Origin of the sequence: Elioraea rosea, assembly GCF_007644105.1 — a bacterium.
GTDB lineage: Bacteria > Pseudomonadota > Alphaproteobacteria > Acetobacterales > Acetobacteraceae > Elioraea_A > Elioraea_A rosea.
The window spans coordinates 58,395-75,264 of the sequence record NZ_VFAC01000013.1 but is presented as its reverse complement, the minus strand read 5'-3'; the positions used below and the strand labels follow the sequence as shown (position 1 = coordinate 75,264).

General features: G+C 70.3%; 21 protein-coding genes. 9 read left to right on the top strand and 12 right to left on the bottom strand.

Translation table 11 applies throughout. The features are described from left to right. Positions 1-10: 10 nt before the first annotated feature. Positions 11-985, bottom strand: a complete 975-nt coding sequence (locus FIF60_RS10485) for a tripartite tricarboxylate transporter substrate binding protein (RefSeq protein ID WP_144186024.1) — start codon at positions 983-985, stop codon at positions 11-13. Here FIF60_RS10485 and FIF60_RS22380 point away from each other — a divergent pair. Together FIF60_RS22380 and FIF60_RS10475 are read left to right on the top strand one after the other, a co-directional pair. After that, the gene (locus FIF60_RS22380) at positions 885-1,289 is read left to right on the top strand and encodes a DUF3553 domain-containing protein (RefSeq protein WP_408869844.1); all 405 of its coding nucleotides are present in this window, start codon (positions 885-887) and stop codon (positions 1,287-1,289) included. The two genes, FIF60_RS10485 and FIF60_RS22380, sit on opposite strands and share 101 nt — an antisense overlap. Next, the gene (locus FIF60_RS10475) at positions 1,270-2,052 is read left to right on the top strand and encodes a sulfite exporter TauE/SafE family protein (protein ID WP_144186022.1); all 783 of its coding nucleotides are present in this window, start codon (positions 1,270-1,272) and stop codon (positions 2,050-2,052) included. The genes FIF60_RS22380 and FIF60_RS10475 overlap by 20 nt, the downstream gene beginning before the upstream one ends. Here the strand turns inward: FIF60_RS10475 and FIF60_RS10470 are convergent. Beyond that, positions 2,007-2,681 (bottom strand): hypothetical protein, encoded by a 675-nt coding sequence (locus tag FIF60_RS10470; RefSeq protein ID WP_144186021.1) that lies wholly within the window; start codon positions 2,679-2,681, stop codon positions 2,007-2,009. The genes FIF60_RS10475 and FIF60_RS10470 overlap by 46 nt on opposite strands. Before the next feature lie 109 nt (positions 2,682-2,790). Next, positions 2,791-4,059: an MFS transporter gene (locus FIF60_RS10465; RefSeq protein ID WP_158639162.1), complete on the bottom strand. Its 1,269-nt coding sequence runs from the start codon at positions 4,057-4,059 to the stop codon at positions 2,791-2,793. A 98-nt stretch (positions 4,060-4,157) separates the two neighbouring features. On the opposite strand from FIF60_RS10465, the gene FIF60_RS10460 reads away from it, so the two are divergent. After that, on the top strand, positions 4,158-4,646 hold the full coding sequence (locus FIF60_RS10460; RefSeq protein WP_338032070.1) for a GNAT family N-acetyltransferase: 489 nt from the start codon (positions 4,158-4,160) through the stop codon (positions 4,644-4,646). A 7-nt stretch (positions 4,647-4,653) separates the two neighbouring features. Here FIF60_RS10460 and FIF60_RS10455 read toward each other — a convergent pair whose 3' ends face one another. From FIF60_RS10455 to FIF60_RS10440, 4 genes are read right to left on the bottom strand one after another with little or no spacing between them, the layout of a single operon-like run. Then, on the bottom strand, positions 4,654-5,337 hold the full coding sequence (locus tag FIF60_RS10455) for a DUF2848 domain-containing protein (RefSeq protein WP_204251163.1): 684 nt from the start codon (positions 5,335-5,337) through the stop codon (positions 4,654-4,656). After that, a complete protein-coding gene (locus tag FIF60_RS10450) occupies positions 5,334-6,836 on the bottom strand; it encodes a tripartite tricarboxylate transporter permease (protein WP_144186018.1) in 1,503 nt (500 codons plus the stop codon). The genes FIF60_RS10455 and FIF60_RS10450 overlap by 4 nt, the downstream gene beginning before the upstream one ends. Before the next feature lie 10 nt (positions 6,837-6,846). Then, on the bottom strand, positions 6,847-7,299 hold the full coding sequence (locus FIF60_RS10445) for a tripartite tricarboxylate transporter TctB family protein (RefSeq protein ID WP_144186017.1): 453 nt from the start codon (positions 7,297-7,299) through the stop codon (positions 6,847-6,849). A gap of 36 nt (positions 7,300-7,335) precedes the next feature. Further along, complete coding sequence (locus tag FIF60_RS10440; protein ID WP_158639161.1) at positions 7,336-8,340, bottom strand: Bug family tripartite tricarboxylate transporter substrate binding protein; 1,005 nt, start codon at positions 8,338-8,340, stop codon at positions 7,336-7,338. A gap of 156 nt (positions 8,341-8,496) precedes the next feature. On the opposite strand from FIF60_RS10440, the gene FIF60_RS10435 reads away from it, so the two are divergent. From FIF60_RS10435 to FIF60_RS10425, 3 genes are read left to right on the top strand one after another with little or no spacing between them, the layout of a single operon-like run. Further along, on the top strand, positions 8,497-9,681 hold the full coding sequence (locus FIF60_RS10435; RefSeq protein ID WP_144186015.1) for a M20 metallopeptidase family protein: 1,185 nt from the start codon (positions 8,497-8,499) through the stop codon (positions 9,679-9,681). Between the two features lie 5 nt (positions 9,682-9,686). Further along, positions 9,687-10,502, top strand: a complete 816-nt coding sequence (locus FIF60_RS10430; protein ID WP_144186014.1) for a creatininase family protein — start codon at positions 9,687-9,689, stop codon at positions 10,500-10,502. Further along, complete coding sequence (locus FIF60_RS10425) at positions 10,502-11,482, top strand: ketopantoate reductase family protein (RefSeq protein WP_144186013.1); 981 nt, start codon at positions 10,502-10,504, stop codon at positions 11,480-11,482. Before FIF60_RS10430 ends, FIF60_RS10425 begins: the two co-directional genes overlap by 1 nt. On the opposite strand, the gene FIF60_RS10420 is transcribed toward FIF60_RS10425, so the two are convergent. Then, positions 11,470-12,435, bottom strand: a complete 966-nt coding sequence (locus tag FIF60_RS10420; protein ID WP_144186012.1) for a hypothetical protein — start codon at positions 12,433-12,435, stop codon at positions 11,470-11,472. The genes FIF60_RS10425 and FIF60_RS10420 overlap by 13 nt on opposite strands. Positions 12,436-12,509: 74 nt before the next feature. On the opposite strand from FIF60_RS10420, the gene FIF60_RS10415 reads away from it, so the two are divergent. Then, positions 12,510-13,094, top strand: a complete 585-nt coding sequence (locus tag FIF60_RS10415) for a cytochrome b (protein ID WP_144186011.1) — start codon at positions 12,510-12,512, stop codon at positions 13,092-13,094. Positions 13,095-13,115: 21 nt separating this feature from the next. Here the strand turns inward: FIF60_RS10415 and FIF60_RS10410 are convergent, their stop codons facing one another. Further along, entirely contained in the window at positions 13,116-13,301 is a 186-nt protein-coding gene (locus tag FIF60_RS10410) for a hypothetical protein (RefSeq protein WP_338032069.1), read from the bottom strand. 90 nt (positions 13,302-13,391) lie between these two features. After that, positions 13,392-14,462 (bottom strand): hydroxyacid dehydrogenase, encoded by a 1,071-nt coding sequence (locus tag FIF60_RS10405; protein ID WP_144186009.1) that lies wholly within the window; start codon positions 14,460-14,462, stop codon positions 13,392-13,394. A gap of 33 nt (positions 14,463-14,495) precedes the next feature. Here FIF60_RS10405 and FIF60_RS10400 point away from each other — a divergent pair, with 33 nt between their 5' ends. Then, on the top strand, positions 14,496-14,690 hold the full coding sequence (locus tag FIF60_RS10400; RefSeq protein WP_144186008.1) for a heavy-metal-associated domain-containing protein: 195 nt from the start codon (positions 14,496-14,498) through the stop codon (positions 14,688-14,690). Between the two features lie 4 nt (positions 14,691-14,694). After that, the gene (locus FIF60_RS10395) at positions 14,695-15,027 is read left to right on the top strand and encodes a DUF1491 family protein (protein ID WP_144186007.1); all 333 of its coding nucleotides are present in this window, start codon (positions 14,695-14,697) and stop codon (positions 15,025-15,027) included. 1 nt (position 15,028) lies between these two features. Here FIF60_RS10395 and FIF60_RS10390 read toward each other — a convergent pair whose 3' ends face one another. After that, entirely contained in the window at positions 15,029-16,354 is a 1,326-nt protein-coding gene (locus tag FIF60_RS10390) for a TRAP transporter large permease (RefSeq protein WP_144186006.1), read from the bottom strand. Positions 16,355-16,372: 18 nt separating this feature from the next. Continuing rightward, the gene (locus tag FIF60_RS10385; RefSeq protein ID WP_144186005.1) at positions 16,373-16,867 is read right to left on the bottom strand and encodes a TRAP transporter small permease subunit; all 495 of its coding nucleotides are present in this window, start codon (positions 16,865-16,867) and stop codon (positions 16,373-16,375) included. Between the last annotated feature and the right edge of the window lie 3 nt (positions 16,868-16,870).

The following is a 16,870-nucleotide window of genomic DNA, read 5'->3' as shown; positions in this document are numbered from 1 at the left end:
GCAGAAAGCGTCAGTCCGGCCGGATCGCGTTGTCGCGCACGACCTTGCCCCACGTCGCGACCTCGTTGTCGACGAAGCGCTTGGCCTCCTCCGGCGTCGACAGCACCACGCGCGCCTGCTGCGACGTCGTCATCGTCTCGTTCACCTTCGGGTCGCGGAAGGCCGCGACAAGCGCCTCGTGGAAGCGGGCGATGACCGGCGCCGGCGTGCGCGCCGGGGCGAACACGGCCCACCAGGCCTCGGCGAGGAAGCCGTCGAAGCCCGATTGCTGCATCGTCGGCGTGTCGGGGAGGCCGGGCAGACGCTCGCTTCCCATCTGGACCACCGGGCGAAGCCTGCCGCCGGCGAATTGCGGGTTCAGCACGGCCGCCGAGCCGATGATGAGATCGACATTGCCGGCAACCGCATCCGTCACGGCCGGGCCGCCGCCGCGGTAGGCGATGTGGGTGAGCCGCACGCCCGCGCGCTGCGCCAGGAGCGTCATCGCGAGATGGCCGACGGTGCCGTTGCCTGTCGAGCCGAAGCTCACGGAATCGGGCTGCGCCTTGGCTGCGGCGACGACGTCGGCGATCGTCCGGTACGGCTTCGAGGGGGCCGTGCCGAGCACATAGGGCGCGCCGCCGATGTGCATCACCGGCACGAGGTCCTTGTCCGGCGAGAAGTTCAGCGAGGGCAGAAGCGCTTCGAGCACGGCGTGGCTGTCGAAGGTGAGAAGCCAGGTGTTGCCGTCCGGCTCGGCGCGGGCGACGGTGCCGGTGCCGATGCTGCCTGCCGCGCCGCCGCGGTTCTCGACCACGATGGGAACCCCAAGCGCCTGCTGCAGCCCCGGCGCGGCGAGGCGCGCGACGGCGTCGGTGCTGCCGCCGGGGGGGAACGGCACGACGATGCGGATCGGCCCGCTCGGCCAGGACTGTGCGAGGGCGGGGCGTGCGAGTGCGGCGGCGGCAAGCGTGCCGAGCGCGGCTCTCCGTCCGATCGATGGCATGGCGTTCTCCTCCCAGGGCCCTTCGGGCCGCGACGCAAGGCCCCGACTTATGCGCAGCGGTCGCGCTTGGCAACCCGAGCGGCCAGTGGTGGTGCGGGGAGCAACCACCTATCCTCGACCCGTGCCCACGCTCCTGACACCTGGCCAGCGCGTACGACACCCTGACCGCCCAGAATGGGGAGAGGGGCAGGTGCAGAGCGTCATCGGCACGCGGGTGACGGTGAACTTCGAGAACGCGGGTAAGGTTCTGGTTAACGTCGCGGTGGTGGCGCTCGAACCGCTCGATGACGGCCCGGCATGGTGATGCCACGGTGCTGAGCACGTTCTGGGCGGCGCTTCTCGCCTCGTTCGACTGGAAGCTCGCCGTCGCCTTCGTCGCGACGGCGATCGCCGGCGTGATGCGCGGCTTCGCAGGCTTCGGCACGGCGATCACGCTGGCACCGGTCTATTCGGTCCTGTGGGGCCCGACCGTGGGTGTTCCTGCGATGCTGCTGATGGAAGCGCTGATCGGCAGCCAGCTGCTGTTCGGCGCGTGGCAGCACGTGAACCGCCGCGTGGCGTTCCCGATGGCCCTCGCAGCCTGCGCCATGGTGCCGTTCGGCGCCTGGGTGCTGTTCGTGGCCGACCCGGAGGTGCTGACGCGCGCGATGGGCGTGCTCGTCATCGTATTCGGCGGTGTGCTAGCAAGCGGCTGGCGCTATCGCGGCTCGCGTCCGACGCCTCTGACGATGGCGGTCGGCGCCTCCGCCGGGCTCATGAAGGGCTCGACGGGAATGAGTGGGCCACCGGTGATCCTCTACCTCCTCGCCGGCACGGAGGAAGCGCGCGAGCATCGCGCCAACCTGATCCTGTTCTTCGCGATCGTCGGCCTCGTCTCCCTGGTGCCGCCCTTCCTCGGCGGGCTCTTCACCCTCGAGGTTCTCGTCAAGGTGGCCCTGCTCGTGCCGGTGCTTCTGCTGTTCGTGCGCGTCGGCGCGGCGCTGTTCGGCCGCGTAGGGCAGGCCAGCTTCCGGGCGGTCGCCTACGCGATCCTGTTCGCTGTCGGGCTGATCGCGCTGCTGGCCTGAGGGGCCGTCGCGGGCCGGAGGCCTGCCGCCGCGACACCGTGTGAGCGTGGCGCTGCGAGGACAGCGGACAGGATCCAGTAGCCCCCTGACGTCTCGGCCCATTCCTCGAAGTACATCGCCTTCGGCACATCCAGGACTTCGACGTCCAGAACCTGCGAGACGACCAGAAAGCCGAAACAGATCGCCAGACGGAACAGGACCGGATCGGCGATCACATGCGCGGTCAGGGCGGCCAGACGGCGCCGAAGCAGCCAAGCTAGCAGGATACAGACCGCGACGGTTCCCCCGAGCAGCAGCGCGAGCAGCGCTGGATCCATCGCCTGCGCCTCGCGGACGACGAGGATGATCACGTCATGCGCGCCGTCGAACTCCCCGCCGCCCTTGAGCGGAGGCATCTCGATGGCGAAGAGACGGGCGCCGAAGCTGATCTCGTCGAGCGCGCAGATCATGGCGAAGGGCGCGATGAACCACAGCGCGGGGTGCGCCGCGCGCCTCAGCCGAAGCAGCAGCGCGATGGCGATCACGGATGCGGAGGCGTAGAGGACGGCGGACAGCGTCTCGAGAAGCCTGTCCTCGCCGATCAGCCAATCATCAGGGTGCCCGGCCAGTGCGGCGACGGCCGTCGCCACCGTGGCTGCGGCGAAAATTGCTCCGTCCCGAATGCGTTCCCGTAAATTCATGAAACCGATTTGTCACAGATCTGTCATCAACGTCTCATGACGAATCGGTGAGTTGAAATTAGTTGTTCGGTTTCTTGTCTCGCGCGAACACGACATACACCGCCAAACCCACTCCCAGGCAGAGAGCGATGACGGCGAACCCCGCACCATAGGCCGCCGCCGCGGACCCGGTTGCATGTGCGCCCACGCGCTCGACCACGCCGCCCGTCACCACCGGCAGGATCGCCGCGCCGGTGACCTGGGCGAGGTTCACCGTCGTCACGCCGCGGCCGGCGAGATGCTCGGGAAACAGGCTGCGTCCGTGGCTCACGGTCACCACGCTGTAGGTTGTCACGCCGCAGAGCAGGATGAGCAGAGCGATCGCCGCGACCGTCGGCATCGCGGGCGCGATCGCCAGCGCGGAGAGGATCGCGAGCGTGCCGCACGCCATCGGCACGACGATCCATTTCCGCGTATTCAGCCGCGCATCGAGCGGCCCGACGAGCAAGGTGCCCGTGGCCTGGGCGAGCGCCATCGCGAGCATGACGTTGCCGCGCCCGACCGGGCCGAGCCCGTGCACCTCGGCGAGGTAGGGCCCGGCCCAGAGCGTCAGCACCACCGCGGCCGAGGAATAGGCGAAGCAGTGCATCGCGAGCACGGGGCCGAGCCCGCGCGTTCGGAGAACCGCCGCAAGCCCGCCGAGGATCGCGCGCGCGGTTTCGGGGCGGCGCGGCGGAGGGGGGCGGCCGGGCGGATCGTCGCGCACCGAGAGATGGAAGGCGAGTGCGGCCAGCGCGGTGAGCGCGGCCGCCACGAGGTAGGCGCCGCGCCAGCCGATCCAGCCGCTTGCCGCCGCGAGCGGGGTCCCGGCCGCGAGCGTTCCGGCCTGGCTGAACGCGAACACGCGGCTGACGGTGGAGGCGAGGCGGGCCGGCCCGAACCAGCGCGAGCATAGATACACCGCGCTCATGAAGCTCGCCGCGCAGCCGATGCCGAGGACGAAGCGTGCGGCGACGATGCCTGCCGCATCGGTCGCCGTCGCGTGCCACAGCGCGCCGGCGACCGCCACGATGCTGAGACCGGCGACGGTCGCGCGCGCGCCGATGCGGTCGAACAGGAGGCCGACGGGGATCTGCATCAGCCCCAGTGCCGCGAAGAACGCACCGTTTCCGACGCCGAGCGCGGCGGCATCGAGGCCGAGTTCGGCCGAGAGTTCCGGAGCGATCACGGCGAGCGAGGCTCGGTGGAAGTTCGACAGCGCGGTGAGCGCGGCAAGCGCGCCGATCAGCCGCGCGGCATCGGCGTGACCGACGGGGGGCACTCCCTGCGAGGGGGGCGGTCGCGTCATCGGCCGAAGCATGGCATGAGAACGGCCGACGTCCATTCGGCGGAGAGCGAAGACCAGCCAGGATGCAGCCACGTGGCAGAGCGCAGCAGCCAGCGTCGGTGCGCGACGCGACGGCAGAGGACATCCCCGCGATCGTCGCGATCACCAACCACGCGATCCTGACCACCACCGCGAACTGGAACATCACGCCGGTGACGGTGCAGGCCCGCGCTGCCTGGCTTGCCGAGCGCCGGGGAGCAGGCCTTCCCGTGCTCGTGGCCGAGCGGCAGGGCCGCGTCGTCGGCTTCGCGAGCTACGGCCCGTTCCGCCCCTACGAAGCCTACCTGCACACGGTCGAACACGGGCTCTATGTCGACGCGGGGGAGAGGCGTTCCGGCATCGGAACAGCCCTGCTCTCGGCGCTTATGAAACGCGCCGAGGCGGCGGGTCTGCACGTGATGGTCGGTGCCGTCGAGGCGGGCAACGAGGCCTCGATCGCCCTGCACGAACGCTTGGGCTTCGTCCGTGTCGGGCACATGCGCGAGGTGGGGCGCAAGTTCGACCGCTGGCTCGACCTCGTTCTGATGCAGAGGATGGTCGGCGGCTGAACGAGGCTCAGGCGAGCGGCAGCACCGAGCTCGTGTAGCCGTGGCGGATGCTTCGGCCGAGCACCGGGTCGGCAAGCTCCATCTCGAAGCGCGGCGAAGGCCGGATGCCGCCGATCGCGCCGAACGTGCCGCCGAACATGACGGTGCCGACCGGAAGCGGCGCGCCGCCCGTGTACCCCGCGATCAGCTCCTCGGGGGGGCGGATCGCGGCGACGGTGCCGTCCTGGTACAGCGCGAGGCCCTCGCCGTCCTCGATCCAGGCGCGCAGCGTCAGCCTGTCCCAGTGCGCGGCGACGTCGTCGAAGCGCCAGAGCCTCGGCGCGATCACCTTCGGGCAGAGCTGCTTCGAGACGTCGATCGCGACCGCCTCGACCCGCCTGTCGGTGTGGTCGGAGCCGAGGCCGACCCAGAGCCCGTCCTCCATGCCGACGAGAACGAACTCCACCTCGCCGGAACTGTCGGGTCCGAGCACCTCGATCGCCGTCGCGTGGGTGATCAGGGAGCGCGTGTTACGGAAATAGGCGGGGATGCGCGAGGGCGCCTTCACGCCGATGGCGGCAAGCTCCTCGAGGTGATGCTCGACCGCCGCCGTGTCCCGTCCCGTGAGCCCGGCGATGACGAGGGCGCGGACCGCGAGCCGACGCCGCTCGACGCCGGAGGCGGTGACGCAGGCGACCTCGAGCATGCTCATCCGCCGGCCATCGCCTCGTCCTTGGTCTTGCGGATCGAGGGCAGCGCCATGGCGATGACGGCGAGGAGGGCAAGCCCAAGCAGCGTGGCGCTGATCGGACGCTCGATGAACACCATCGGGTCGCCGCGCGAGAGAAGCATCGCCCGGCGCAGATGCTCCTCCATCATCGGGCCGAGCACGAAGCCGATCAGCATCGGTGCGGGCGGGCAACCGATCTTGGAGAAGACGTAGCCGAGGAACCCGAACACGACGGTGGTGAACACGTCGAAACTGTTGTTGTTCAGGCTGTACACGCCAATCGCGCAGAACACGAGGATGGCGGGATACATCAGGTCGTACGGCACCTTCAGCAGCCGCACCCACATGCCGATGAGCGGCAGGTTGATGACCACGAGCATCAGGTTGCCGATCCACATCGAGGCGATCAGGCCCCAGAACAGATCGGGCTGCGCCTCGATCATGCGCGGCCCTGGCTGGATGCCCTGGATGATCAGTGCGCCGACCATCAGCGCCATCACCGCGTTGGCGGGAATGCCAAGGGTGAGAAGCGGGATGAAGGAGGTCTGCGCCGCGGCGTTGTTGGCGCTCTCGGGTGCCGCGACGCCTTCGATCGCGCCCTTGCCGAAATTGTGCTTGTTCTTGCTGATGCGCCGCTCGAGCGTATAGGCGCCCATCGAGGACAGCGAGGCGCCGCCGCCGGGCAGGATGCCGACGATCGAGCCGAGCGCCGTGCCACGCAGCACGGGGCCGATGACGCGGCGGAACTGGTCCTTGGTCAGCCAGAGCCGCGTGATCTTCGTTTTCAGCGCGTCGCGCACCTCGGGCATCTCGAGGTTGCGGATGATCTCTGCGACGCCGAACATGCCCATCGCCATCGGCGCGAAGCCGATGCCGTCGGACAGTTCCGGAATGTCGAAGGTGAAGCGCTGCTGGCCCGTCTGCACGTCCGTGCCGACGAGGCCGAGGCCCACGCCCGCGACCATCATCGCGATCGACTTCACGACGTTGCCTTCGCTGAGCACGGCCGAGACGATCAGGCCGAGGAACATCAGCGAGAAATAGTCTGCCGGCCCGAAGGAGAGGGCGACGGAGGTGAGCAGCGGCCCGGAGGCGGCGACGAGCAGCGTGGCCACGGAGCCTGCGAAGAACGAGCCGAGCGCGGCCACCGCAAGCGCAGGCCCGGCCTCGCCGTTTCGCGCCATCTGGTAGCCGTCGAGCGCGGTGATGACGGAGCTCACCTCGCCCGGCAGGTTCATCAGGATCGAGGTCGTCGAGCCGCCATACTGGGCGCCGTAGTAGATGCCTGCGAGCATGATGATGGCGGTGGTGGAGGACATGCCGAAGGTCAGCGGCAGCAGTAGGCTGATCGTCGCCACCGGCCCGATGCCCGGAAGCACGCCGATCGCGGTGCCGAGCAGCGCGCCGATGAGGCAGGCGCCGAGGTTCTGGAAGGTCGCTGCGACACCGAAGCCGTAGGCCAGGTTGTTCAGGAGGTCCATCGGCGTGCCCTCAGTACGACCAGGGGAAGACCGGGATCCGGATGTCCAGATACCAGATGAACAGGAACCAGCACAGCGCAAGCAGGAACGCGATCAGCCCGACCACGCGCAGCGGTTTCCAGACCTTCTCTGCAAGCGAGGCGATGCCGACGCAGAGCGCGATCGAGACGATGAAGCCGAGACGCTCCACCGTCAGCCCGAACACGACCATGGCAAGAAGGATCAGCACCATGTCGCGCCAGGCGAAGCGGCCGATGAGATTCGGCCCGGTCAGCAACCCGCCGATCACGATCGCCACGCCCAGCACGCCGAGGATGCCGAAGGCCAGCATGGGCATGTAGCCCGGGCCCATGCGGCGCGCCGAGCCGATCGGGTGGTCGGTGTTCAGCCACAGCATGAACGCGGCGAAGGCGACGAACATCACCCCGGCGAAGAGATCCTGAGCGTCCGGTCTCCGCTTCATCGCCTGTTCCCTGTTCCTGTCGTCACGCCGGTACCGTCACTGCGCCGAGGCGCCTGACGCCTTAACGACCGGCGCCCATGTCTCGTACTCCTTGGCCACGAAGGCCGTGAATTCCGCCGCCGACCAGTCGCGCGGACTGCCGCCGAGCTCGTCGAGGCGCGCCGCGACGGCGGGCTCGGCGATCGAGGCACGCGTCTCGGCGTTCAGGCGTTCGACGATCGCCGCCGGCGTGCCCGCGGGGGCCGAGATGCCGAACCACGAATAGGAGACGATGTCGACCCCTTGCTCGCGGAAGGTGGGCACATCGGGGAAGGCGGGGTTGCGCTCCTCGCTCGAGACGGCGAGCGCCTTCACGCTTCCCGCGCGGATATGCGAGGACGCAGAGGGAAGGCTGTCGAACATCACGCCGACCACGCCGGCGATCACGTCGGTCATCGCCGGGCCGGCGCCGCGATAGGGCACGTGCACTAGCTCTATTCCGGCCGCGAGGCCGAGCCGGACGCCGATCATGTGGTTCGAGGAGCCAGCGCCCGAGGTGGCGTAGTTCACCTGCCCCGGCCTTGCTTTCGCGAGCGCGATGTATTCGGCGAGCGACTGGGCCTCGAATTTCGGGTTCGCCACCATGACGGAGGGGTTCACCGTCACCATCGCGATATGGGCGAAATCCTTCACCGGGTCATAGCGCACGCCGCGATACACGCTCGGGCTGATCGCGTGGCTCGCGATGTTGCTCATGACGATGGTCTGCCCGTCAGGCGGGGCGGAGGCGACCATCTGGCTGCCCACGGTCGCGCCGGCGCCGGCGCGGTTCTCGACGACGACGGGGACGCCAAGCCGCGCCTGGAGCCTTTCGCCGACGAGGCGGGCCATGATGTCGGTGGTGCCGCCGGGAGCGAAGGGAACGACGAAGCGGATCGGCCCGTTCGGCCAGGCACCCGCACCCTGGGCATGCGCGCGCACGGGAATGGACGCTGCCGCGGCTGCGGCAAGCAGTGTCCGGCGGCGGAGGGGTGCGCGAATGGCTGCCGTCTCCCCGGTCATTGCTTCTGCTCCCTTGGTTCGTTTTCCCTTGGTCGGTGCGTATGGCATGCTGATCCCGGCCCGGCAAGAAGCACGGCCCGGTCTTGCTGCGGGCGCGAACGGAGACCATGATCCGCGCCGACGCGTCCAGGCGGACGCCCCGGACAGGATGGACCCATGGCGGCGAACGATCCCGAAAGCATCGTCCGCGAGGAAACCGACCGCATCGCGCCGGAGCTGATCGCGGTCCGTCGCGACCTGCATCGCTTCCCCGAGCTTGCCTTCGAGGAAAAGGAGACGGCCGCGCGCGTGGCCGCCGAGCTCTCGCGCCTCGGCATCGCGCCGCGCACAGGCGTCGGCCGCACGGGGGTCGTCGGCATGATCGAGGGCGGCCGGCCCGGCCCGACGCTTCTGATCCGCGCCGACATGGACGCGCTGCCGATCCATGAGCGTACGGGCCTTGCGTTCGCGAGCGCCGTCGACGGGAAGATGCACGCCTGCGGGCACGACATCCACACCACCACGCTGCTCGGCGCGGCCGCCGTGCTGAAGCGCCTCGCGCCCGGGCTCGGCGGGCGCGTGCTGCTGGTGTTCCAGCCCGCCGAGGAGATCCTCGAGGGGGCGGCAGCGATGATCGCCGATGGCGTACTCGACGATCCGAAGCCCGACTATGCGCTCGGCTTCCACAACTGGCCCTACCAGCCCGTCGGCACCATCACCTATGTCAACGGCGCGTGCCAGGCGGCGTCGGATGCGTTCGACATCCTGTTCAAGGGACGGTCGGGCCATGCCGCGCATCCCCACCAGGCGATCGACCCGGTCGCGGGGGCCGCGCTCTTCATCGGCCAGCTCCAGACGCTCGTCAGCCGCGAGGTGAACCCGCTCTCTCCCGCCGTCGTCACGGTCGGGCGCATCGAGGGCGGAACGGTGCGCAACATCATCCCCGACACGGTTCTGCTCCAGGGCACGGTGCGGACGCTCGATGCCGTCGCGCGCGATGCCGTCGAGGCGGGCATGGGGCGGCTTCTCGCCGGCGTCGAGACGGGGCTGCGCCTGCCGTCCGACTTCACCTACGCGCGCAAGGTGCCGCCGCTCGTGAACGACACCGCGCTGCTTGGCCGCGTGGTCACGACGATGCGGGCGGCCTTCGGCGACGGCGCGGTGCGGGAAGGAACGGCGAGCATGGGGGCGGAGGATTTCGCCTGCTTCGCCGAAGCCGTGCCGGCCGCGCATCTGCGCATCGGCTCGGGCGCGCCGGGGCGGAAGGACAGCCTGCACAATAGCGAGTACCAGCCCGACGAGGCCTCGATCGCCATCGGCGTGCAGGCGCTGTCGCGGGCGGCTCTCGACCTCCTGCGCTGAGCCCGATGCAGCGCAAGCTCAGGCTCGGCGAGCTCACCTCCGCCGAGGCGCGGGAACGCTTCGCCCGCCGCCCCGTCATCCTCCTCCCGATGGGCAGCCTGGAGGAGCAGGGGCCGCACGCGCCGATGGGCGACTACCTGCTCGCGGAGCGCATCGCGCTTCTGGTCGCCGAGCGTGCGGTGCAGCAGGGGGCGGATGCGCTCGTCGCCCCGGTCATCCCGTTCGGCTACGCCGATTGGTTCCGCCCCGTGCCCGGCGGCATCGCGCTCAGGCGTGAGACGCTTGCCGCCCTGCTGGCCGACACGCTCGACAGCCTGATGAGTCACGGCCTCGACCGCGTTCTCGTGCTGAACGGGCATTCCGGCAACAACCCGACGATCGACGAGGTCACGCGCGGCATCAAGCGGCGCGGCGGGGCGCTGGTGCCGTGCCTGCACATCTGGCGGGCGCTGGCGCAGAAATGGCCCGCCTTCGCCGGCGAGGCCGCGCGGCCTCCCGCGGGCGCGCTCGGCCCCATCGGCCATGGCGCGGACCCGGTGTGGTCGGTCGCGCTCGCGCTGTTTCCCGAGCTCTGCCGGCCTGACCTGATGGCCGGCCCGATGCCGCCCCCGCCCGTGCTCGGCCTGCCGGTGACGGGGTTCGGGGCGCTCCGTTTCGAGGATGTGGAGGTGACCGTGCCGCTCGAGATCGACGACATCGCGCCAAGCGGCGTATCCGGTGCCAACCCTGCCCTGGGCTCCGCCGAGGCGGGCGCGCGGGCGGTTGCCTGGCTCGTCGAGACCGGCGCGCGGCTCGTGGCGCATCTGCGGGCAGCGCGCTGATGCGGGTCGCGGTGTTCGGCGCGGGGGCGATCGGTGGCCATGTCGCGTTCCGCCTCGCCCGCGGCGGGGCGGACGTGTCGGTCGTCGCGCGCGGCGCGCAGGGTGCTGCGATCGCGGAGAAGGGCATCCGCGTCATCACGCCCGAGCTCGACGAGACCCGGCGAGTCACCTGCTCGGCCGACCCCGCCGCGCTCGGCGCGCAGGATGCGGTGATCGTCACCACCAAGGCCACCGCACTGCCGGAGGTGGCGAAGGCCATCGGGCCGCTGCTTGGGCCGGACACGCCGGTCGCCTACGTCACGAACGGCATCCCGTGGTGGTACTTCCACAAGGAAGGCGGACGGCACGAGGGAACGCGGCTCGACGCGCTGGACCCCTCCGGCGCGCTCTGGGACGGGGTGGGCATCGCGCGGACGATCGGCGGCGTCGTCTACTCGGCCTGCACGGTGATCGAGCCTGGCGTGGTGAAGGTCGCGCAGGCGAAGAGCCGCGTGATCCTCGGCGAGCCCGACGGCTCGATCAGCGATCGTGCGAAAGCCCTCTCCGCGGCGCTCGAGGCGGGCGGCATGGGCGGGCCGGTCGTGCCCGACATCCGCACGGCGGTGTGGGAGAAGCTCTCCGGCAACGTCGCCTCCGGCCCGCTTTCCATCCTCACCGGCAAGGGCCTCTCGGGCATGATCGGCGACCCGGTGCTGCGGGCGGCCGGCATCGAGGCGATGGAGGAGTGCCTGCGCATCGCCGCCGCCTATGGCTGCGACGTGAAGCTCGACGTCGCCGCGCGGCTCGACCAGTGGGGCGGGTTCACGCACAAGCCCTCGATCCTGCAGGACCTCGAGCTCGGCAGGCCGATGGAGGTCGATGCCCAGTTCACCGTGCCCCTGAAGCTCGCCCGAATGGTAGGCGTGGAGACGCCCACGCTCGACCTGCTCGTCGCGCTCGCCGCCGCGCGCGCGAACGCGGCGGGGCTCTACGCGGGCTGATCGGCGCGGCCGAGCATCCAGCCTTCCCAGGTGCGGATGGCGGGGTCGTCCGGCGTGCCCTCCGGGTCTGCGCCCGATGCGACGGCGATGGCCGCGAGCGCACCGACCGTCGCGTCGAACGCATCCTCGCCGTCCGGCCTCGGACCGAACCCGTCGCCGATCAGCGCGGCGAGCGCAGGCGCGGGCACGATCCGGTGGCGGGCGCACCAGGCCTCGATCGCTCCCGCCTGGGCCTTTCGCCAGGCCTGCGTCCGCTTGCGCGAGGGGGCTGAGAAGCCGAGCCGGGCATAGCCCTCCGCCGGATAGGCCTCCGCCGCGCCGAGCGCCCCGGCTGAGGCGAGGGCGGCAAGCGATCCCTCGAACGGCCAGAGCCTGAGCCCCTCGCGGCGCGCCGGGACGAGAAGCTCCGCCCAGGCAGACAGCGCCGCCTTGCCAACCTGGTTGCCCCCCACCGTCCAGAAGATGCCGCAGGCCCGCGCGATACGGCCGCCATTGGCAGTACGCCCGGCGCGGTCGCAGGCCCGCAGAAGCGCCGCGTCGTCGAGGCCGAGCCGGGCGAGGAACCCTGCCTTGAGCCCCGGGCCGGAGACCGCCCCGAGCGGAAAGAACGGGCGCGCGGGCGAGACATCGTCGAGCGTGGCGGCGACCGAGAGGAAGGGGCTGGCGGGGCCGAGCGCATCGAGCCAGGCGGGGAAGCTGCCGAAGCCCCCGAGATGCGCCTCTGCGAAGCGGCGCGGCAGGCCGATCGGCACGTCGAGCGCGAGGAGCGCCGCCCCGCCATCGGCAAGCGCGTGCAGCCGGGGCGCGAGCACAGCGGGGTCGCCCACCGGTTCGGGGGCTGCGAGGCGCCAGACGTGACCCTCGCGCCGGGCCACCGCCACCTGCCGCTTCGCCGCCGCGCCCGTGCGCGCGCCCGACCAGTCCGCGTGCGCGACGACCGTGAAGCCGCTCACGCGCTTCTTGGCCCCGGAGGCCGGCTTCCTTGTGCCATAGTCGGTCGCAACGGCGAGGCGACCGGAGACGCTGCATGGACCAGACGACGACGTACACACCGGCGCTTCCGCGCGTCGATGCGGCGCACCCGCATGGGCAGTATTCGACGGTCGCGAAGATCTTCCACTGGGTGACGGCCGTCCTGATGCTGGTCGCGCTCTCCTTCGGCTTCGTCATCAAGTACATCAAGGACGAGCCGAAGATGGTGTTCTACGCCATCCACGAATCCGCTGGCCTGACCATCCTGATGGTTGCGCTCGCGCGGCTCGCCTGGCGCTTCATGAGCCCGCCGCCGCCGATGCACGAGAGCATTCCGGCGCCGATGCGCCGGGCGGCCGCGGCCGTGCACCATGCCCTCTACGCGATCCTGATCATCCAGCCGATCCTCGGCTTCGTCGCGACCAATGCCTGGGGCTTTCCGATGCAGGACGCGACGGCCTATCTCGGCCTCATCAACATCCCGGCCGTGATCGGCGAGACGCCATGGCTCGCCCGCATCCTGTCCACCATCCACACGATCCTCGGCTACACGCTCGTGGTGCTTCTCGCCGCCCATATCGGCGGCGCGGTCTATCACCACGCGCTGCGACGCGACGGCACGCTCATGCGGATGCTTTAGGCGGAATCAGGCCGTCGGCCGTCAGGCTTCCCCGCGGGCGCGGTCGAGCATCCGGCCGAGCATGCCGCGCTTCTTGGGCGGCGGAGGCGGGGTGGACGCCTTGGCTGCGGCCATCGCGGCCTTCTGCTTCTGCGCCATCCATTTCTCGAGCGTCATGCCGGCCTTCGCCGCGCGCTTCGTCTCGTAGGCACGTTGCGCCTCCGTCATTCCGGCTGTCGGATCCTTGGCCATGGTGGTCCCCCGTGGTCGGCGGGGCGGGACGCTAGAGCACCCCGCGGCAAAGGGGAACGGGCGGGTTCATGCCGCCGGCGCGGGGGTGGTCGGCGCCCGGCCGAAGGCGGCCTCGAAGCGTTCGGCGAAGCGCGGCCAGGCCTCGGGGTTCACGAGGCGGGGAGGCCGCTCGCCACCGAGGAACAGGCCGATGAGCTGCCTCGCCCCCCAGGTGGCGATGCGGGTGCGGCTCTCATGCGTCACCCCGGCCGTGTGTGGCGAGGCGAGAACGCGGGGGTGCAGCAGCAACGGGTTCGCCGTCTCCGGCTGCGGCTCGCGGTCCCAGCAATCGAGGCCGGCGGCGGCCAGGCGCCCACTTTCGAGGGCTGCGAGCACGGCGGCCTCGTCATGGATGAACTGCCGCGCCGTGTTAATCAGGATCGCGCTAGGCCGCATCGCGCCGAGTGCCTGCGCGCCGAGCATCCCCCGCGTCTCTGCGCTCAGCGGGCAGTGGACGGAAACGATGTCTGCCTCCGCGAGAAGCCTCTCGAGCGCCACCTTCTCCCCCCCCCGGGCGGCGATCGTCGCGGCATCGAGATAGGGGTCGGTCGCCAGCACGCGGCAGGAGAAGGCGAGGCGGCAGATCTCGGCGACGCGGCTGCCGATGTTGCCGAGCCCGATCAGCCCCACCGTCCGGCCGGAGAGCTCGCGGCCCATCAGGGCGGGGCGATCGGCCGCCGTGCCGGCGCGCATCGCCGCGTGCGCCTCGGTGATGCGCTTGAGCAGGGTGAGCATCATGGCGACAGCGTGCTCGGCAACGCCCTCCGCATTGCCCCCCTGCTGGTTCATCACGAGCACGCCCGCCGCATTCATCGCCGCGACATCGACCGTGTCGTAGCCCGCGCCGTGGGTGGAGACGGCGAGCAGGTCGGGTGCCCGGGAGAGGAGCGCGGCATCGGGCCAGAGATGCCTCGGCAGCTCGTCGCGCAGCGAGCCGACCTGGAAGGCCGATACGCCCTCGAAGATGGCAGCGACCTCGCCTTCCCCCGTCTGCATCCCGACGGCCCGGGTTGCGAAACGCCGTTCCGCCCCGATGATCTCTGCCCAGGACGGGTGCGGCAGGGGCTCGGCATGGACTAGTCGGACGGGAAGCTGCATGGAGGAAGGCCCGGTCAAGGTGGAGGGACGGCAATGGCGACGGTGAAGGTCAGCGGCATGACCTGCGATGGATGCGCAGCGGCGGTGAAGCGCGCGGTGGAGAAGGCGGCCCCCGGCGCGCGCGCGACCGTAAGCCTCGGGCGCGGCGAGGTCGAGATCGAGGGTGCGACGGATCTCGCTGCGGCGAAGGCCGCGATCGTCGCGGCCGGCTTCGGCGTGGCCGAGTGAAGGGATGGAGGCGCGGCTCAAATCCGGGCTCTGGGTGTCGGCGGTAGTGCGGCAATGCGACCAGGCCGCCCGCCCCGCCGTGGTGTTGCGCAAGGGAGACCCGGATTCGGGCGGCATCGTCGTCGTGCTGCGCGGCCGCGCGGGGCTGATGGCGCTCTCGCAGGTGCGCGACGGCGAGGGGCGGCTCGGCTGGATGCGCGCGACCGGGCAGGGCCCGGTCGACCAGGAAGCAGCCGATGCCTATGTCGCGCGCGCGCTGAAGCGCGACCCCGACCTCTGGGTCGTCGAGATCGAGGCGCCCGACCTCGTGCCACCCTTCGAGGCGCGGATCGTCTGAGTCACCAGCCGATGGCGCGCGGCAGCCACGTCGCGATGCCGGGGAAGGCGTACACCAGCACGAGAACCAGCCCCTGCATCAGGATGAAGGGGATCACGCCGCGATAGATCTGCCCCGTGCTCACCTCCGCCGGCGCGACGGAGCGGAGGAAGAACAGCGCCCAGCCGAAGGGCGGCGTGAGGAACGAGGTCTGCAGGTTCACGCAGACGAGGGTCGCGATCCAGACGAGATCCGCCTCCGCACGCATCAGCACCGGCAGGAACAGCGGCACGGCGATGTAGCTGATCTCGATCCACTCGATGAAGAAGCCGAGCACGAAGATGATCAGCATCATGAACCAGATGTCTGCGCCCACACCGCCTGGCAGGAAGGCGAACATGTCCTCGACCAGCCGCTCGCCCTGAAGCCCGCGGAAGGCGAGCGCGAAGACCTGCGCGCACATCAGGATGAACATCATCATCGCGGTGATGCGCGCGGTCGTCTGGACCGTTTCCTTCAGCACGCGCCAGCCGAAGCGCCCGCCGAGGGAGGTGACGACGATCGCGCCGAGCGCGCCCATGCTCGCTGCCTCGGTGGGCGCGGCGACGCCGCCGATGATCGAGCCGAGCACCGCGACGACAAGGCCGAGCGGCGGCGCGACGACCTTGACGAGCTTGACCAGCAGCTCGCCCGTCGAGATCAGCGCACGCTCCTCCTCCGGAACGGGCGGCACGGCGGAGGGGCGCAGGATGCCGAGCAGGAGGATGTAGGCGCAGTAGATACCGGCAAGAAGCAGGCCCGGAACCATCGCCGCGGCGAACAGCGTGCCGACGGAGAGATTGAGGATGTCGGCGAGCAGGATCAGGATCAGCGAAGGCGGAATGATCTGCCCGAGCGTGCCCGAGGCGCAGATCACGCCGCAGGCGAAGCCCGGGTCATAGCCGCGGCGCAGCAGGTTGGGCAGCGTGAGCAGCCCGAGCGTGATCACCGTGGCGCCGACGATTCCCGTCGTCGCACCCATCAGCACGCCGACAAGGACGATGCCGAGGCCCAGGCCCCCGCGGAGGTTGCCCGCGAGGCGGCCAACCACGTCCATCAGGTCCTCGGCAATCCTGCTCTTCTCGAGCATCACCCCCATGAAGACGAAGAGCGGGATGGCGAGCAGCGTGTAGTTGGAGACGACGCCGAAGATGCGGTGCGGCAGCAGGTTGAACAGAAGCGGCCCGAACCCGAGCCAGCCCCAGAAGAACCCCGACACCGCGAGCGTGAGCCCGACCGGGATGCCGAGCATGAGCAGAACGAAGAAGCCGCCCAGCATGGCGAGCGCGTAGATCTCTGTGATCGGCATGGGACGGTCCGGTTCGGATCAGGCGTCGCGGAAGCGCTGGGCGGCGCGGATCAGCCCCGAGACGGATTGCAGCGCGAGCAGGGCGAAGCCGATCGGCATCAGCGCCTTCAGCGCCCAGCGAAAGGGTATGCCGCCGGGGTTTGCGCTGCCTTCGTTCTGCGCGAAGGACTGCCCGACATAGCGCTGCGCGAAGTGGATGATCAGCACCGCGACGACGATGGCGAAAAGCGCCGCAAGCATGTCGATCACGGCCTGCACGCGCGGTGGAAAGCGTGAGAACAGCACATCGACCCGCACATGCTCGCCGTGCCGAAGCGCGTAGCTCATGCCGATCAGCGCGATCGGCGACATCAGGTGCCACTCGAGCTCCTGCGCCCAGACCGTTCCGGCGCTGAACCCGTAGCGGGCCAGCACGTTGCCCGCCATCACGAGCACAAGGACGAAGCAGAACCACGCGGCGATGCGGCCGATCGCGTCGACCGCCGCATCGATGCCGCGCGCGATGGCCTCCATCGC

What these genes read in the sequence shown, in the direction of transcription:
- FIF60_RS22380 (WP_408869844.1), top strand. Translation starts at nt 885, where the DNA reads ATGCGGATCGGCCCGCTCGGCCAGGACTGTGCGAGGGCGGGGCGTGCG.
- FIF60_RS10485 (WP_144186024.1), bottom strand. Translation starts at nt 985, where the DNA reads ATGCCATCGATCGGACGGAGAGCCGCGCTCGGCACGCTTGCCGCCGCC.
- FIF60_RS10475 (WP_144186022.1), top strand. Translation starts at nt 1,270, where the DNA reads ATGACGGCCCGGCATGGTGATGCCACGGTGCTGAGCACGTTCTGGGCG.
- FIF60_RS10465 (WP_158639162.1), bottom strand. Translation starts at nt 4,059, where the DNA reads ATGACGCGACCGCCCCCCTCGCAGGGAGTGCCCCCCGTCGGTCACGCC.
- FIF60_RS10455 (WP_204251163.1), bottom strand. Translation starts at nt 5,337, where the DNA reads ATGAGCATGCTCGAGGTCGCCTGCGTCACCGCCTCCGGCGTCGAGCGG.
- FIF60_RS10450 (WP_144186018.1), bottom strand. Translation starts at nt 6,836, where the DNA reads ATGGACCTCCTGAACAACCTGGCCTACGGCTTCGGTGTCGCAGCGACC.
- FIF60_RS10445 (WP_144186017.1), bottom strand. Translation starts at nt 7,299, where the DNA reads ATGAAGCGGAGACCGGACGCTCAGGATCTCTTCGCCGGGGTGATGTTC.
- FIF60_RS10440 (WP_158639161.1), bottom strand. Translation starts at nt 8,340, where the DNA reads ATGACCGGGGAGACGGCAGCCATTCGCGCACCCCTCCGCCGCCGGACA.
- FIF60_RS10435 (WP_144186015.1), top strand. Translation starts at nt 8,497, where the DNA reads ATGGCGGCGAACGATCCCGAAAGCATCGTCCGCGAGGAAACCGACCGC.
- FIF60_RS10430 (WP_144186014.1), top strand. Translation starts at nt 9,687, where the DNA reads ATGCAGCGCAAGCTCAGGCTCGGCGAGCTCACCTCCGCCGAGGCGCGG.
- FIF60_RS10425 (WP_144186013.1), top strand. Translation starts at nt 10,502, where the DNA reads ATGCGGGTCGCGGTGTTCGGCGCGGGGGCGATCGGTGGCCATGTCGCG.
- FIF60_RS10415 (WP_144186011.1), top strand. Translation starts at nt 12,510, where the DNA reads ATGGACCAGACGACGACGTACACACCGGCGCTTCCGCGCGTCGATGCG.
- FIF60_RS10410 (WP_338032069.1), bottom strand. Translation starts at nt 13,301, where the DNA reads ATGACGGAGGCGCAACGTGCCTACGAGACGAAGCGCGCGGCGAAGGCC.
- FIF60_RS10405 (WP_144186009.1), bottom strand. Translation starts at nt 14,462, where the DNA reads ATGCAGCTTCCCGTCCGACTAGTCCATGCCGAGCCCCTGCCGCACCCG.
- FIF60_RS10400 (WP_144186008.1), top strand. Translation starts at nt 14,496, where the DNA reads ATGGCGACGGTGAAGGTCAGCGGCATGACCTGCGATGGATGCGCAGCG.
- FIF60_RS10395 (WP_144186007.1), top strand. Translation starts at nt 14,695, where the DNA reads ATGGAGGCGCGGCTCAAATCCGGGCTCTGGGTGTCGGCGGTAGTGCGG.
- FIF60_RS10390 (WP_144186006.1), bottom strand. Translation starts at nt 16,354, where the DNA reads ATGCCGATCACAGAGATCTACGCGCTCGCCATGCTGGGCGGCTTCTTC.
- FIF60_RS10385 (WP_144186005.1), bottom strand. Translation starts at nt 16,867, where the DNA reads ATGGAGGCCATCGCGCGCGGCATCGATGCGGCGGTCGACGCGATCGGC.